Source organism: Ruegeria sp. BF7, assembly GCF_056538605.1.
Window position 1 is genome coordinate 1 of sequence record NZ_JBQFTM010000014.1, and the last position, 14671, is coordinate 14671.

The 14671-nt window shown below is 57.4% G+C and carries 13 protein-coding genes and 1 pseudogene; 2 read left to right on the forward strand and 12 right to left on the reverse strand.

The features are described 5' to 3' along the window. Positions 1–93, forward strand: a pseudogene (locus tag ACR0IK_RS19955) (bifunctional methylenetetrahydrofolate dehydrogenase/methenyltetrahydrofolate cyclohydrolase); the annotation flags it as partial. A gap of 205 nt (positions 94–298) precedes the next feature. After that, on the forward strand, positions 299–1045 hold the full coding sequence (locus tag ACR0IK_RS19960; RefSeq protein WP_480642917.1) for a LytTR family DNA-binding domain-containing protein: 747 nt from the start codon (positions 299–301) through the stop codon (positions 1043–1045). Between the two features lie 6 nt (positions 1046–1051). Here the strand turns inward: ACR0IK_RS19960 and pdeM are convergent, their stop codons facing one another. From pdeM to ACR0IK_RS20020, 12 genes are all read right to left on the reverse strand, one after another. Next, positions 1052–1714 (reverse strand): ligase-associated DNA damage response endonuclease PdeM, encoded by a 663-nt coding sequence (gene pdeM / locus ACR0IK_RS19965; protein ID WP_480642918.1) that lies wholly within the window; start codon positions 1712–1714, stop codon positions 1052–1054. Between the two features lie 41 nt (positions 1715–1755). Then, a complete protein-coding gene (locus ACR0IK_RS19970; RefSeq protein WP_480642920.1) occupies positions 1756–4167 on the reverse strand; it encodes a ligase-associated DNA damage response DEXH box helicase in 2412 nt (803 codons plus the stop codon). Between the two features lie 40 nt (positions 4168–4207). Then, positions 4208–5515 (reverse strand): P-loop NTPase family protein, encoded by a 1308-nt coding sequence (locus ACR0IK_RS19975; RefSeq protein ID WP_480593947.1) that lies wholly within the window; start codon positions 5513–5515, stop codon positions 4208–4210. 117 nt (positions 5516–5632) lie between these two features. Next, the gene (locus ACR0IK_RS19980; protein WP_480642921.1) at positions 5633–6178 is read right to left on the reverse strand and encodes a prepilin peptidase; all 546 of its coding nucleotides are present in this window, start codon (positions 6176–6178) and stop codon (positions 5633–5635) included. A 3-nt stretch (positions 6179–6181) separates the two neighbouring features. Then, positions 6182–7033 (reverse strand): tetratricopeptide repeat protein, encoded by an 852-nt coding sequence (locus ACR0IK_RS19985; protein ID WP_480593943.1) that lies wholly within the window; start codon positions 7031–7033, stop codon positions 6182–6184. A 29-nt stretch (positions 7034–7062) separates the two neighbouring features. After that, complete coding sequence (locus tag ACR0IK_RS19990) at positions 7063–7545, reverse strand: tetratricopeptide repeat protein (RefSeq protein ID WP_480593942.1); 483 nt, start codon at positions 7543–7545, stop codon at positions 7063–7065. 103 nt (positions 7546–7648) lie between these two features. Then, positions 7649–8635, reverse strand: a complete 987-nt coding sequence (locus tag ACR0IK_RS19995) for a type II secretion system F family protein (RefSeq protein ID WP_480593940.1) — start codon at positions 8633–8635, stop codon at positions 7649–7651. Positions 8636–8645: 10 nt separating this feature from the next. Beyond that, entirely contained in the window at positions 8646–9614 is a 969-nt protein-coding gene (locus ACR0IK_RS20000) for a type II secretion system F family protein (RefSeq protein WP_480593938.1), read from the reverse strand. Between the two features lie 11 nt (positions 9615–9625). Continuing rightward, the gene (locus ACR0IK_RS20005; RefSeq protein ID WP_480593936.1) at positions 9626–11059 is read right to left on the reverse strand and encodes a TadA family conjugal transfer-associated ATPase; all 1434 of its coding nucleotides are present in this window, start codon (positions 11057–11059) and stop codon (positions 9626–9628) included. A gap of 26 nt (positions 11060–11085) precedes the next feature. Further along, entirely contained in the window at positions 11086–12318 is a 1233-nt protein-coding gene (locus ACR0IK_RS20010; RefSeq protein WP_480593935.1) for a CpaE/TadZ family protein, read from the reverse strand. 198 nt (positions 12319–12516) lie between these two features. Further along, positions 12517–13137, reverse strand: a complete 621-nt coding sequence (locus ACR0IK_RS20015) for an OmpA family protein (RefSeq protein WP_480642922.1) — start codon at positions 13135–13137, stop codon at positions 12517–12519. Between the two features lie 16 nt (positions 13138–13153). Then, positions 13154–14560 (reverse strand): type II and III secretion system protein family protein, encoded by a 1407-nt coding sequence (locus tag ACR0IK_RS20020; protein WP_480593933.1) that lies wholly within the window; start codon positions 14558–14560, stop codon positions 13154–13156. Positions 14561–14671 lie beyond the last annotated feature (111 nt).

Here is a 14671-nt window from a genome sequence, read left to right on the forward strand (position 1 = left end):
GGCCCCATGACCATCGCATGCCTGCTGGCCAACACTCTCACAGCATGCTGCCGCACAAACAAACTACCAGAACCAGAAGGCCTGACCGCCTGATCCTGTGCGCACTACAATCTATTCGGGGCCGAGGGTTGGAAACACTTCTCGGCCTAATTGTTTCAACATACTCGCGTTAAGTTTTAAATCTTGGGGTTTGAATGTAACGGGTATCAATGATAAACAAGTGAATCCAGCCAGTTACGTTGTGATATTGCAAGTCTCTGGGGTTGCGCTGGACCCGCAGGCTTTTTGTTGAGTTGGTATGAACATATTCCTGAGCCCAATTCTGGCCGAGGTCTCGTTGCGCAAAGTGATTGCCGCCGTTGCCTTTCCGCCTTTGCTGGCCTCTGCTTTCCAACCTTTTTCAACCATTGACCTGACCTTTTTTCAACGCCTGGTGTTTTGGGTCGGGGTCATGGGACTGGCCCTGATTGTGACGCGGATCGCAAGACACGTGACGCGGATCATTTTTTTGGGCGTTCACTTTTCCAGGCGCGATACCGCGTTGGTTCTGGTCAATATGGCGCTTTTCGTTCCGGCCCTTTGGGTGTTGTCCTACCTTTTGATCACCTTCAACGGGCAACAAGCCCCCGGTTTCCTGTCAGTGGCTCCGTACGGAGCGCTGTTTGTCACCGGTTTGGTGCTGGTACCGGGGCATACACAGAAAGAGACGCCGCCGGAAAAGGCTGAACCCGCGCCGCCGCGGCTGACAAAGCGTCTGCCGGAAACGTTTAAGGGCCAGATTTATCGCCTGACTGTCCGGGATCATGCCGTTGATGTCGTAACGTCCGAGGGAACATTCACCATTCGGTCGCGCCTGAGCGATGCGATAGCCGAGATGGAGCCGGTGCCGGGCCATTGTACGCATCGCTCGCACTGGGTGGTGGATGATGCCATTGCCGGTGTTGAGCGGCAGGGCGGCAAGACCTTTGTGCGGCTGAAGAATAACAATCTTGTTCCAGTCAGCCGAAAGTACAAACCGACATTGGAACGGGATGGCTTAATCTGAGCCACCTTACCTGGGCATGGGAATGATCTGTGGATGGGGGCCGGTCAGGATGGCCAGGGCCCCGTCGTGCATCAAAGCGTTCAGCACGTGGTCCGAACTGCGCAGCCCGCCTGTATAGGTGCCGTAGGCGGGCAGGATCAGCCGCGTCTTGTCGACCAGAAAAGCCGGGCGGCTGATCGAGCATCCGCGCGCCCTCAGCCGGGCCTTGGGGTGGTAATGGCCGGACACCTCCGCCTGTGCCTGGGGGTGTGCAATGTGCCGAAACGTCAGCGGGCCGATATTGCATTCAGACAGGTGTGTCCCACCCAGATCAATCGGGCCGGGATCGTGGTTGCCTTCTATCCATATCCAGCGGCGACCAGCTTGCAGGGCGGTGACGTCCCGTTTCTCGGCCGTACCCATTGCCATCGAGGCATCCAAATCGTCAAAGCTGTCGCCCAAACAGACTACGGTGCCCGGATTGGTGTGCGTGATGTCGGTGGCCAGGCGGGTCAGGGTCTCCTGGCTGTCATAGGGCGGCAGGGTCGAGCCTCCGTGCCGGGCGATGCGCTCGGACTTGCCCAGATGCAGGTCAGAAACACAGAGCAACTTCTTCTCGGGCCACCAGAGCGCCCCGGACCCCAGCGCGCTGAGGCATTGCCCGGCAAAAGAAAACGCGATGCTGTTCATGATCCGTTCTTTGCGCGTTTCGAGCCGGGGCGCAAGCGGTATCAGCCGGGTTCCAGCCCCGCAGCCTGCAACAGCCGGGCACTTTCCTCGGCGAGCAGGCGTTCCTCGGCCGCGCCCTTGACCGGAACCTTGCCGACCTCAAGGAACAGCGGCGCCGCAAGGGGTGAGACGCGATCCAGACGCAGCAGATCAATCCTGTCTCCAATGCGTTCAATCATCGCCTCGACTCGCCCGAAGTCCACCAGCCCGCGCATGGCTTCTTCTCGGGTGATCTGCATGAGCAGGTGATCGGGGTCGTATTTCAGCAACGTGTCGTAAAGGATATCCGAGGAAAATGTCGCCTGGCGTCCGCTTTTCCTTTGCCCACCGGTGTTGCGCTCGATCAGACCGGCGATGGTGGCCGAGGTTCGAAAGGTCCGTTTCATCACCGCATTCCCGGCCAGCCAGGTTTCCAGCCCATCACGCAAGGCATCCAGTTGAAACAGGGGGCGTGGATCAGTCACCGCGTCCAAGCCCCAGATCAGAGTTGCATAGTCGGTGGCCACGAAACCCAACGGCGCCAGTCCGGTCTCCTCCATGCGTTTGGTCAGCAGCAAACCCAGCGTTTGCTGCGCGTTTCGGCCCGCGAAACCGTAGACACACAGATGCTCGCGCCCGTCATTGGGAAAACTCTCGATCAGCAGGCGGTCGCGTTGGGGCAGGCGGGACATGTTCCGTTGCAGGTCCAGCCAGTCCGCCGTGTGCGCGGGCAATTGCGGCCAGTTGGGTTGCGCGAACATCCGCAGGATACGGTCGCTTAGCTGCGTTGAGGTTGCGAATTTCGTGCCAGAGAAAACAGCCACCTTTGGCTTACGATCCGCGCGGCGGCTGACCTCGACCACCATTTCGCGCAGCCCTTCATAGCGGACGATTTGCCCGCCGATCAGAAACGTGTCTCCGGGGGTCAGAGAGGCAGCGAAGGCTTCTTCCACCTCGCCCAAGGGTTTGCCGCCGCGATTGCGCTTCAGGCGCACCTTAAGCGTGTCGGTATCCTGTATGGTGCCAAGGTTCATGCGGATACGCTGTGCCGCGCGGGGGTCGCGCAACTGCCAGCGACCATCGGCGCGCTGTTGCAACCGTTGCCACCTATCGTAGGCGCGTAGGGCGTAGCCCCCGGTGGCGCAGAACTCCAGACAGGCGTCGAACTCTGCACGACTTAGCTGCGCATAGGGCCCGGCGGCGGTCATTTCGGTGAATAGTGTATCCGCATCGAACGGCCCGGCTGCCGCTGCGATCAGTATATGCTGACACAACACGTCGCGGGGCCCCCGGCCGCGCGGTTCTCCGTCAAGTTCGTGCGCCTTGGCAGCCTCGAGCGCAGCGACGCATTCCACCACCTCAAACCGGTTTGCAGGCACCAGCAGAGCCTTGGAAGGCGCGTTGTACCGGTGGTTCGCCCGCCCGATCCGCTGCACCAGTCGTTTGACGTTCTTGGGAGCACCGATCTGGATCACCAAATCCACATCGCCCCAGTCGATGCCCAGATCCAGAGAGCCGGTGCAAACGATGGCACGAAGGTCCCCGCGGACCATGGCGGCTTCAACCCGCTCGCGTTGCTGCCGGTCCAGACTGCCGTGATGGATGCCAATGGGCAGGCCGTCTTCGTTGGCGAGCCAGAGGTTGTGAAAAAAAATCTCGGCCTGTGCGCGGGTGTTGTGAAAGATCAGCGTGGTCTTGTGTTGCTTGATCTGGTCCAGAACCGACGGGATCGCGTAAGCTGCACCGCCGCCGGACCAAGGCGGCATTTCCTGCGTTTCCAGCATCCGGATGTCGGGGTCGGGGCCTGGGTCGGCCTTCACGATCTGACACGAGTCAGGGTGCCCAGCCAGAAAGCGCGCGATGGCATCGGGGTCCTCGACCGTGGCTGACAACCCGACCCGGCGCAGGTCGGGGCACAAGGTTTGCAACCGTGCCAAGGCCAGCATCAGTTGATCGCCGCGTTTGCTTTCAGCCAAGGCGTGGATTTCGTCTACGATCACCCGCTGCACACCCGCAAACATCCGTGGTGCGTCCTCATATGAAGTCAGCAGGGCGAGGCTTTCCGGTGTGGTCAGCAGAATATGCGGCGGGTCCACACGTTGGCGTTTCTTCTGCGTGGCAGAGGTGTCTCCGGTGCGATCTTCGATCCGGATAGGCAGACCGATCTCATCCGCGGGGCCGCGCAGATTGCGGCGGATATCGGCGGCCAGCGCCTTTAAGGGCGATACATAGATCGTGTGCAGGCCCGTGTGATCCTGTTCCGCCAACTCGGCCAGCGTCGGCAGAAACCCCGCCATGGTCTTGCCGCCGCCAGTAGGGGCGATCAGCAAAGTCGCCGGGTTCGAGGCCCGGTCGAACATGTCCTGTTGATGGGGGTGGATCGACCAGCCCTTGGTGGCAAACCAATCGGTGATCCGGGCGGGAATCTGCGTCATGGTCGCATGATTACCTGCCCGGGATCAGAATGGCAGGGGGTCAGTGAATGATCTTTTCTTCCTTGACGAACATGTTGGCCCAGGCGCGATCGATCAGATCGGGGCTCATCTGATAGGGGATACCTTCGAATTCGCAAATCGAGATCATCTGATCGATCAGGAAGATCGGCTGATAGTTCGCGTAAATATTGTTGATGGTCGGGTATTTGACCTTCAACAGATGTACCAGAGCCGCTTCGTCCAATGGCATACCGCGTTTGCGAGCCACCATGGCAAAGATTTTCAGGAAGTTTTCCTGATTCGGCCCGTCGATCTTGATCTTGAAGAAGATCCGGCGCAGGGCCGCTTGGTCGAAAATCTCGTTGGGGTGGAAGTTGGTCGAGAAGATGACCAGCGTGTCGAAGGGCACCTCGAACTTTTCGCCCGATTGCAGGCCGAGAATATCCTTCTTCTCTTCCAAGGGAACAATCCAACGGTTGATCAGCGCCTGCGGTGGTTCCTGCTGACGTCCAAGGTCATCCACGATGAAGATGCCACCGGTCGATTTCAGCTGCAGCGGTGCCTGATAGGTCCGCGCGGTGGGGTTGTAGACCAGGTCCAACATGCTCAGCGACAGTTCACCACCCGTCACAACGGTCGGGCGTTCGCACTGAACATAGCGCGTGTCGAATCTTTTGCGGCGGCGCAGGCTGTTGGGATCATCAGGTTCCTGCTCAACGGCGGTGTGCACGATCGGGTCATATACGGTAATCACCTGACCGGCATACTCGATGGCAAAGGGAACATAGACATTATCCCCCAGCGCATCCTTGATCCCGTTTGAAATCGAGGATTTCCCGTTGCCCGGTGGGCCATACATTAGGATCGAGCGACCGGCGCTGACTGCGGGGCCGAGATGGTCCAGCAGGCTGTCTGGCAGAACCAGATGGCCCATCGCGCCGGTAAGTTGGTCTCGGGTCACCTGAATGTTGCGGATCGACTGGCGTTTGACCTGTTCGCGATAGACATCCAGCGGTACGGGCATCGCGCCGAAATACTCTGACTGGCTCAGCGCATCCAGTGCACGGGCCTTGCCGGCATCGGTCAACTGGTAACCCATCTCGTTCCCGCTGTTGGCGTTCAGCGTCCCGGTGGCCTCGATCAACTTTTGCTCGCGGGCCATGTCGATCAGTTCCTGCGTGACAGAACCCGGCAGACAGACCGCAGCGGCGATCTCGGAGACGGTGTCCACATTCTTGCGGAAGATTGTTTTCAACAAGATGTCGCGCATCATGACGATGGGCAGTCTCATTTCGCCCAAGCCTTTTGGGGCAGGGGGGGCCATTACCGAGGTCGTCTGCATATTCATGAGCGTTGCCCGTCTATCCAGTTTTCGCGCAAAAGGCCCCGAAAAGGGCCGTTAGTGGAAAATCTGGCCCGGCTTTGTGTCAGCACCAAGGCGCGGACAAGGCGGCTTAATGATAGTTTACGAGCCGTAAACAGTGCCGAGAATCAGATAGAGGGCTAGGCTGCCGCCGAGAGAAAGACCCATCGGTATATGTCTGGCCCTGCTCCAACTTTTCCAATCGGGCGCGAAACTCCGAAGCCCTGAAGTGCGCGCCAGCCGGTGGGTGGCCAAAGCCGCCACATTCATCGTGGCCAGAATGAAAACCACCAGGAAATAGTCGCCGGGCCAGATAAATGGCGAGGCTGCGGCCAGAAACTTGGCGTCTCCAGCCCCCATTTGGCGCATCACGTTGAACAGGATACCAATGGCTAAAGCCGGAATGACATGCAATAAGTGCCAAACGTAGGGGGGGAGCGAGATCGACACTGGGCCTACGGTAGCCGTTGACCACGTGGTTGACCAAGGTGGCAGAACGAAAAGGCCAACGATAACGAACACCGCCAACAGCGCGTAGACCGCCTGATTTCTGATCTTCATGGCGCGCAAGTCCGTGAAGGTCACGTACAGGCAGATCGGTAGAACAAAGGGCAGAAATAACAGCGCCGCACTCGCGGGAATGTTCATCTATCAGGCATCCTCGAGCGCCCGGAGCGAGCGGACGGCCTCGTCAAAATGCTGAGGGTGCGTGGCGATGGCTTCGCGGAACAGGTTCTTGGCCGTGGCCACATCCCCTTGTTTGACTGCAGAAATCCCCATCGTGTTCAGCAACATGGCGCGCTCGGTCTGAGACATTGGAACAACCGGCAAACTGTAGTTGCCCTGCGCGGCCCGGGCCAGAACCAAATTGTTCTTGGCGGTGAACAGGTTCTTGTCCTGCTGGATCGCCTCATTGAACAAGCGTTCGGCTTCGGCATATTGACCGCGTGTCAGCTTGGAATAGCCCCAGTTGTTCATTACCCCGCCGGGGCGTGTGGTCAGGCCAACCGCGGTTTCATAGAAGTGATCCGCGCGTTTCCAATCCTTTTTGGAATCAGCCACCACTGCTTCAAGGCGATAGCGTTTGAAGGTTTCATACGTGGGCGGCACTGAATCCAGTACGGATTTGGCCTCACTCCAGTTGCCGGCACGCACAAGGGCGTCGGCATATTCAACCTTGTCGACACTTGCGGCGCCCTTCATGGTCGTCACTTTTTTCCAGGCGGCGACGGCCTCGGTCGAACGTTTTGCCCGGGAAAGAGAGATCGCCAATCCGCGCTGCAGGTCAATCCTGCCGGGGTTTTTGGCTGCCGCGCCCTGAAAGTAAGTAACTGCTTCGTTCGGGTCCGCGGCGGTCAAAAGCACCTCGCTCAGGTTGGTCTCGTCAATGACGTTGACCTCCTGATAGGTGCGCTCGACTTTTTCTTCCTCGGTTTCTTTTTCGCAGGCGGACAGGATTAGCCCGCACATCATCATCGGCGCAATCAAGAATTGTTGGCGCATTTTTGCGTCCCTTACTGCTCTTGCCTGTGTTATGGGAGCTTGCGCAGCTTGTATTGCCCGTCGCCTTGCCGCTCCAGCGTATATTCTTGTTCTTCCGCTGTATTATTAGCAGGATTTTCCATTTTTGCGAGTGCTAAGCGCAGATTGTCGCGGATTGCGTCACTTTCGCCATTGTCGAGCGCATAGGCACGTTTGAAGACCTGCGCGGCCTCAGAGTATTCGCCTGTCTCGACCAGCAAAACGCCAAGATTGTTCCAGGCAACCGACCACTCGGGGTCAGCTTTTACGGCACGGCGCAGCAGGGTTTCGGCCTGCCCCAGGCGTTTGAGCCCAAGGTTGGCAGTACCCATCGCGGTCAGTATCTGCGACGTCATCCCCTGATCCAGAGCGGCGCGCGTGAAGGAATCCAGCGCCAGTTCGTATTCTCCGGCTGCCATCAACCGGTTTCCAACTGTAAGCTCGTCTGCGCCCCTACCGTTCGGATCAATCCCGGGGGCATCCAGATCATTCATTGAACCCGTATCAGTACAAGAGGCCACCGTGGCGATCACCACGGCGGCCCTTAGTGTGTGGCATATCCCAGAGCAGATACGCCTGAAGGTGAACTTCGCGGGCTTATCCGCCGGCACTTTTTCCAAAATCTGCGATCCCTTTTGCCGAAGGTCCGACCAGAATGACCAGCAAAGGCGGCACCGTCAGCATCATTGTGGCAAGTGTCATCTTGGTTGGCAACTTGTTCGCGGCCTCTTCGGCCCGCATCACGCGTTTGTCACGCATCTCGCTGGCATAAACCCGCAGAGCTTCGGCAATGGATGTACCGAATGTTGCCGATTGAATCATCACGGTCACGAATGAGCTGACATCCTGAACGCCGCAACGGGTTCCGAAATCGCGCAACACCGTATCCTTGTCCTTACCGGCTTTCATTTCATGGGCGACAACTTCGAATTCCTGCGCGATATCCGGGTAGGAGGTGCTCATCTCGCGGGCCACGCGCACAATGGCCTGATCCAGTGACTGACCGGCCTCGACACATACCAGCATAAGGTCCAGCGTATCGGGAAACCCGGCGGTGATTGCCTCTTTCCGTTCCTCGACGCGCCGGGTGACCCAATAGCGCGGCAGGAAATACCCTGCGGCTGACGGAATCAGAACGCGAATTGTCATTTGGCTTCCGGTGAATTCTTCTCCGCCTGACAGCACCGTTACCAACAACACACCGATCAGAATTCCGACGATACCCAGTGCAAACTGCGCAAAATGGAAGAATCGCACCGCATCCTTCGAGTGATACCCGGCCTGACGCAACTTGAGTTGCATCGCCGAAAGCTCTTCTTCGTTCTGGGGTTCGAGGAAGGTGGCGAATTTCTGAAGTTGTTCGTTGCGGCTGGCGTTGCGGAGCTTGTCCTTTTTGGACTTTTTATCCGACTTGGGTGCCGCGGTTGATTTCTGTAGCTTTTTCAGCGGATCCTCTGGCTGGTTCAGCATCAGAGAAACGGCGATCAGGATCATGAATAGCCCAAGAACGCCGATAACGATCAGCGGTCCGAACTCACCCAGGTATTGTTTGATCAGGTCGTTGATTTGGGTCAGGAATTCCATTGCTATACCCTCAGACCTTAATGTTGGTAAGAACGCGCATCACAATCAGGTTCAGCGTCAGCATAATACCGACAAAGAAACAGAGTGGGATGAACAGAGGGTGATCGATCACGTCGTCATAGTATCCGGGATCGTTCACAAGAATGAACAACAGGCAAAAGACCGGGAAACCGGACAGGAATTTGCCGGACCATTGCGCCTCGGCGGTGATCGCCTTGACGCGCCGGAACAGGCGGAAACGGGCGCGGATCACCTTGGCCAGACCGGCCAGGATTTCGGCAAGGTTACCACCCGACTGTTGCTGAATCCCGACGGCCACCGACAAAAAGCGAAGATCCTGCATGCCCAGACGCTCGGCCATGTCTTTCAGAGCCTCACCCACGTCACGGCCATAAGCGCATTCATCGGCGATGATGCCAAACTCTGTGCCCAACGGGTCCTGTACCTCGTTTGCAACGATCTGGACGGATGAGACGAACGGGTTACCGACACGCAGCGAACGGACCATCAGCTCAACCGCATCAGGCAGTTGCTCTTCCATCAGGGCCATGCGTGTTTTTGCCTTGCGATTTACCCACGTGTAAACGCCGCCAACTCCGATAAAGCCTGACAGTGCGACCCGAAGAACCATATCCGTCGCGGTGCCGATGCTCAGGCCTACAAAGGCAAAGCCGGACAACAGGATCATAACCATGATCAGTTGTCGCGGAGTAAAGGCGATCGCCGCCTTTTGTGCCTTGTCGGCCAGCAGCGAATAGAGCGGGATGCTCTGCGTCTTCATATGCTGCTGCATTTCCTTGCGCAGCTGTTCCAGAACCTGCTCCCGCCCGACTCCTTTGTCGAGCATGTCGAGACGGCGGTTGACTTTGCTGTTCAGGCTGATGGATTTCCCGAAGGCCACCAGATAGATGCCTTCGACCAGAAAGAACACCGCGATGAAGATCACGACATATATGAGCGCCTCAAGAGGCAGTTGCATATCCAGATCTCCTACATAGTCGTCGGTTCATAGATCGAAGTGGGCAGATCAAAGCCCCACAGGCGGAATCGCTCGGAATAGTGGCTTCGCACGCCTGTTGCCGTGAAGTGGCCGATGATCTTGTTGTCCGGTGTCAGGCCAACCCGCTGGAATTTAAAGATTTCCTGCATCGAAATTACATCACCTTCCATGCCGGTAATCTCGGTGATCGAGGTCATACGGCGCGAACCATCCTGCAGGCGGCTGGCCTGCACGATCAGGTTCACAGCGCTTGAGATCTGGCTGCGGACCGCCTTGATAGGCATTTCAATACCGGCCATAGCGATCATGTTTTCCAGGCGCGAGATACCATCACGCGCTGAGTTGGCGTGGATCGTGGTCATCGAACCGTCGTGGCCGGTGTTCATGGCCTGCAGCATGTCGATCACCTCGGCGCCCCGCGTCTCACCCACGATGATGCGGTCAGGACGCATACGCAGAGCGTTTTTCAGACAGTCGCGGGGACTGACCTCACCTTTGCCTTCAACGTTGGGCGGGCGGCTTTCCATCCGGCCCACATGGGTCTGTTGCAGCTGAAGTTCCGCTGTATCCTCGATGGTCAGGATGCGCTCGGCGTCGTCGATAAAGCTGGACAAGGCGTTCAGAGTCGTCGTCTTACCCGAACCCGTACCACCAGAAACGATGATGTTCAGCCGAGTTGACACAGCGGCCTGCAGGTAGGCCGCCATCTCCTCAGTGAACGCGCCGAAATTGACCAGGTCATCGATGCCCAGCTTGTCTTTTTTGAACTTACGAATCGACACCAGCGAGCCATCCACCGCAATCGGCGGGACCATTGCGTTGAAACGCGAACCATCAGCCAGACGGGCGTCAACATAGGGGTTGGATTCATCAACGCGACGACCCACAGCGGACACGATCTTGTCGATGATCCGCATCAGGTGCTTTTCATCCTTGAAGGTGATGTCGCTGATTTCCAGCTTACCGTTGCGTTCCACGAAGATCTGCTGAGGACCGTTGACCAGAATATCGTTGACCGTGTCGTCCTGCAGCAAGGTCTCAAGCGGACCCAGGCCAGTTACCTCGTCATACAGCTCCTTGTTGAGCTGCGTGCGATCCTCGCGGTTCAGGACGATGTTGCGCGATTCAAGAACTTCGCTGGCAATCGCACTGATTTCTGCGCGTAACTCCGCTTCGCCTGCGTTCTCAAGCGCGGCGAGGTTCAGGTTTTCCAGCAGCTCGCGGTGCAGTTCGATCTTGATTTCACCAAGACGCTCTTTGCGTTTGCGGTCGCGATCGGCCACCACAGGCTCGGCGGTTTTCTTTGGCTGGGGGCGTCGGGCGACCGCATTGGCCGACGGAGCTTTTTCAACCGTAGGCTTCGGTGTTGCGGCCGGGGATTGAACCGGCTGCGCTTCGGACTGTTTCTTGTATCTTGAAAACACGGCGGCTCGTTCCCTTTCAGACTGAGTTACGCAGCTTCAGCGTTGCTGCTGCCCAAGCTGTGAAGCGATTTAGCAAGTTTCGCGATTTCGCGACGCAGTGGGTTCTTGGCGGCTGCATTGGCCAGCGGTTGTCCGTGGTCACCGCTTTGCATGACTGGTTTGCCACCATCAGGCAGTTGCAGATCGATGGAGATACCCAGGCTTTCCGCCATCCGCTTTACCCGGCCCTTGCCGTTCAGATCGGTGAATTTCGGAGCCCGATTTAGGGCGAAACGCAATTTTTCGAACGGCAGTTCTTCGGCCTGCAGGGCACGTTTAAGCCGCAGCGCGTTCTGGGCCGAGCGCATGTCCAGTTCGATCAATGCGAAATACACGTGCGAGGCCTGAAGTACTGTCTCTGACCAGTGAACAAGCGTCGATGGCATGTCCACGACGACGTAGTCAAAGTGGCGGCGGGCCGTGTCGATCACCCGCTGGATATCTTCCGGCGTGATCAGGTCCAGTGGAACCATATCCGACGGTGCGGTCAGAACCTGCAGCTTTTCCTCGTAGGTTTGCAGCGCCTGCGCAAACACTTCCTCATCCATCGAGGCTGTGTCAGACAGCATTTCAAAGACGGTTTCGCGGCGCGGCAGGTCCAGATAGGTCGATACCGTGCCAAACTGCAGGTCCAGATCGAGCAGGCAAACCGACGGTTCTTCTTTTTCGGATACGGTGGCCAGTTCCCAGGCCAGGTTGACCGCCATCGTAGTGGATCCCACGCCTCCGGCCAGACCGTGCACGACGAACAGGGCACCTTCCTTTGATTCGCCTTGCGTCAGCGGCGAAGCCGTCTCGTGAACTGCGACCGGATCGGGCTGGTTCATTCGGGTGATCGCTTCCTGCAGCTCGCCTTCGGGCAGGGGGTAGGGGACAAATTCATCCGCACCCTTGCGCAGCAGCTGATGCAGAGACGCCGGCGTGACGTCTTCGGCGATCAGAACAATCTTGATCTTCTTTTCTTTAGCGCGGGTGATGATTTCGCCCATCAGTGACAGGTTGTCTTCATCTTCGCCATCGATTGCCAGTGCCACAAATTCCAGAGAATCGGCATCGGGTTGGCTGAAAAAGGCCAGCGCTTCAGCGAAACCCAGGTCACCCCAGCGTTCCCCCAGTGCCGCCTCCATGTCCTCGATCAAAAGATCGAAGTTCTGGACATCACGGCTGATGGTGCAAGCCTGAATGGCATTCTTGTCGTCTTGTGGCGAAGCGCTCGTCATTAACACAATCCTCGTCGCGGGAGCAGGCAAACACAGTGGGCTTGAATACCCTGTCTGGTTCGCTCTTGCCCCAGTGCGGCCAGGATCGGCCGCAAGTCACCTAATTGTTGAAAATTTGGCTTGGAACTTAGGCAAGATTTGGGCGCAAAAGAACCAATTGTAGGGAAATGGGCGACGATGCCGCCCATTTCCTAAAGATTATTCACCACCAGAGCCGTCTTCGCGTTGGATGTAGCTCGCTCTTGTCGCGCTCTCGACATATTCGCGATAGATGACTTCGGCGTACTTGCCATCCAGCAGCTGCGGTGCACGATCCACAAAGCCTGAAACTTCTGTCACGGTGCGGCGGTTGCGGCGATCCCTGTCCGGGGTGTCGATAAGAGGCCGCGTTTTCCCAAAGGACACGACAGCCTCGAGGCGCGAGCGCGAGATGCCTTGCCGTGTCAGGAACGCAACGGCCGCATTAGCGCGCCGCTGACCCAGTGCTTTGTTATATGACGTCGAACCAACCGCATCGGTATGGCCATACACGCGGAATCGTGCTTCGGGGAATTGTTTGATCCACGAGGCCTGCCGCAACAGAACACGTCGAGCCGTTTCATCTAGCTGTGCACTGTCGAAGGCAAAGTTGATCTGCGTCGGAACCTCGGCTGCGAAGCGCTGGCCTAGGATCTGAGCGTAGGTCAATTCGCCATTCATGACCTTGAGGTTATTCAGAGTCGCGTTTCCGAATGCGCCTTGGTCTACTTCGTACCCCGCCTCACGCGTGCATGCGGAGACAGCGACCGAAAGACCCAGTGCGATAATCCACTTCTGCATTGGTCCTATCCTCCTATCAATCCAGAATGTAGCCGTAGGAGCTGCCAAAGTCCTGTTTGGCCACTTCCGAAGCCGCACCGGAACCCGGACGCGTTGTACGACCGACTCTGCCGTTAACGAACAGATCAAATTCGCTGGGCGGTTTGACTCGGTCCGTCGGCAATGCCAGGGCTTCGCCACGTGTTGGGGACACAAGATGAACTGTGACGATGATGACTAGCTCGCTTTGTTGGCGCTGGTAATTCGAGCTACGGAACAGGGCGCCGAGCACCGGAACATCGCCGATCCATGGTAGTTGACTGGCAGCGTCCCTGAAATCATCCTGAATCAGGCCGGCAATGGCAAAGCTTTCACCGTCTCGTAGTTCAACCGTCGTCTTTGTCTGTCGAACGATAAAGGTTGGGACGTTGTTACCTGCAATTGTGAAGGACGAGTTAGAATCAATGCTTGAAACTGAAGCCCCCATCTCGAGATTGATCAGATCACTGTCCACTACGCGCGGTGTAAAGAGAACCTGAACACCGAAGTTCCGGTATTCGATGGCGATTTGCCCGTCATCCCCGGGGACCGGGATCGGAACTTGGCCACCTGCCAGAAATTCTGCTTCTTGCCCCGAAAGGGCGGAAAGGTTCGGTTCTGCGAGGCTGCGTGCAAGCCCTTTGGCTTCAAGGGCCTCCAGCAGCAGGCGGACCTGTGTAGAGCCTGCGCCAAAACCGAACAAGATCGCGCCGGTATTAGTTTGCTGAACAGGAATGTTGTTGTTCAAGGCGTTGGCCAACGCACCAGCAGTGTTCAGTGTGTTGATACCTCCGGTTACGTCACCGCCGCCAAAACCTAACGATGCGGTCAGACTTTTGGCCACACTACGGCTCATCTCGGCAAAACGTACCTTCAACATTACTTGTTGAACGTCGCCGACGGACATCAAGTTCGAAACGCGGTCGGGTGCGTATCGTTCGGCCAGTTCCAGTGCACGGCTAAGTTTCGCGCTGCTTGAAACCACACCTGAAAGCACGATTCCGTCATTGGCGGTCCGGACTTCGATCTGCTCAGCCGGAAGAATCTGCCGCAGCCGCTCCTTAAACTCGGACACATCCGGAGACACGCGCACCCGAACGTTCGCCAGCAGGTTGCCCGCGCCGTCAAACAGGGTCAGCGTGGTCAGACCCGGTGTTTTGCCCAACACATAAATCGTACGATCCGAAAGCGACGAGATATCAGCGATGCCGGCATTGGCGATGCTGAGCTCGGCGAACGGTTCTTCGCTTTCCACGACAATTGCGCGGTTCATCGGAACGTCCAGCGTTTCCGCTGTGCCATTCTTCACCACGCGCAAAGTTTCAGCCCAGGCCGTTTGGCCGACCGGACCAACTGTAAGCGCCAACCCAAGCAGGGTTGCGCTGATCCAAGAACGTATTTTCATGTGACCTGCCTCTCCGATCACGCCTCGTTTTTTGGGTCTAATGCCCTATGCTGGGTAACACTGCGCGAATTACGAATTTATTGCAATAATCAATGGTTTCCGGAATTTTCC

What these genes read in the sequence shown, in the direction of transcription:
- ACR0IK_RS19990 (WP_480593942.1), bottom strand. Translation starts at nt 7,545, where the DNA reads ATGAATGATCTGGATGCCCCCGGGATTGATCCGAACGGTAGGGGCGCA.
- ACR0IK_RS20000 (WP_480593938.1), bottom strand. Translation starts at nt 9,614, where the DNA reads ATGCAACTGCCTCTTGAGGCGCTCATATATGTCGTGATCTTCATCGCG.
- pdeM (WP_480642918.1), bottom strand. Translation starts at nt 1,714, where the DNA reads ATGAACAGCATCGCGTTTTCTTTTGCCGGGCAATGCCTCAGCGCGCTG.
- ACR0IK_RS19995 (WP_480593940.1), bottom strand. Translation starts at nt 8,635, where the DNA reads ATGGAATTCCTGACCCAAATCAACGACCTGATCAAACAATACCTGGGT.
- ACR0IK_RS19975 (WP_480593947.1), bottom strand. Translation starts at nt 5,515, where the DNA reads ATGAATATGCAGACGACCTCGGTAATGGCCCCCCCTGCCCCAAAAGGC.
- ACR0IK_RS19960 (WP_480642917.1), top strand. Translation starts at nt 299, where the DNA reads ATGAACATATTCCTGAGCCCAATTCTGGCCGAGGTCTCGTTGCGCAAA.
- ACR0IK_RS20020 (WP_480593933.1), bottom strand. Translation starts at nt 14,560, where the DNA reads ATGAAAATACGTTCTTGGATCAGCGCAACCCTGCTTGGGTTGGCGCTT.
- ACR0IK_RS19970 (WP_480642920.1), bottom strand. Translation starts at nt 4,167, where the DNA reads ATGACGCAGATTCCCGCCCGGATCACCGATTGGTTTGCCACCAAGGGC.
- ACR0IK_RS20015 (WP_480642922.1), bottom strand. Translation starts at nt 13,137, where the DNA reads ATGCAGAAGTGGATTATCGCACTGGGTCTTTCGGTCGCTGTCTCCGCA.
- ACR0IK_RS19980 (WP_480642921.1), bottom strand. Translation starts at nt 6,178, where the DNA reads ATGAACATTCCCGCGAGTGCGGCGCTGTTATTTCTGCCCTTTGTTCTA.
- ACR0IK_RS19985 (WP_480593943.1), bottom strand. Translation starts at nt 7,033, where the DNA reads ATGCGCCAACAATTCTTGATTGCGCCGATGATGATGTGCGGGCTAATC.
- ACR0IK_RS20010 (WP_480593935.1), bottom strand. Translation starts at nt 12,318, where the DNA reads ATGACGAGCGCTTCGCCACAAGACGACAAGAATGCCATTCAGGCTTGC.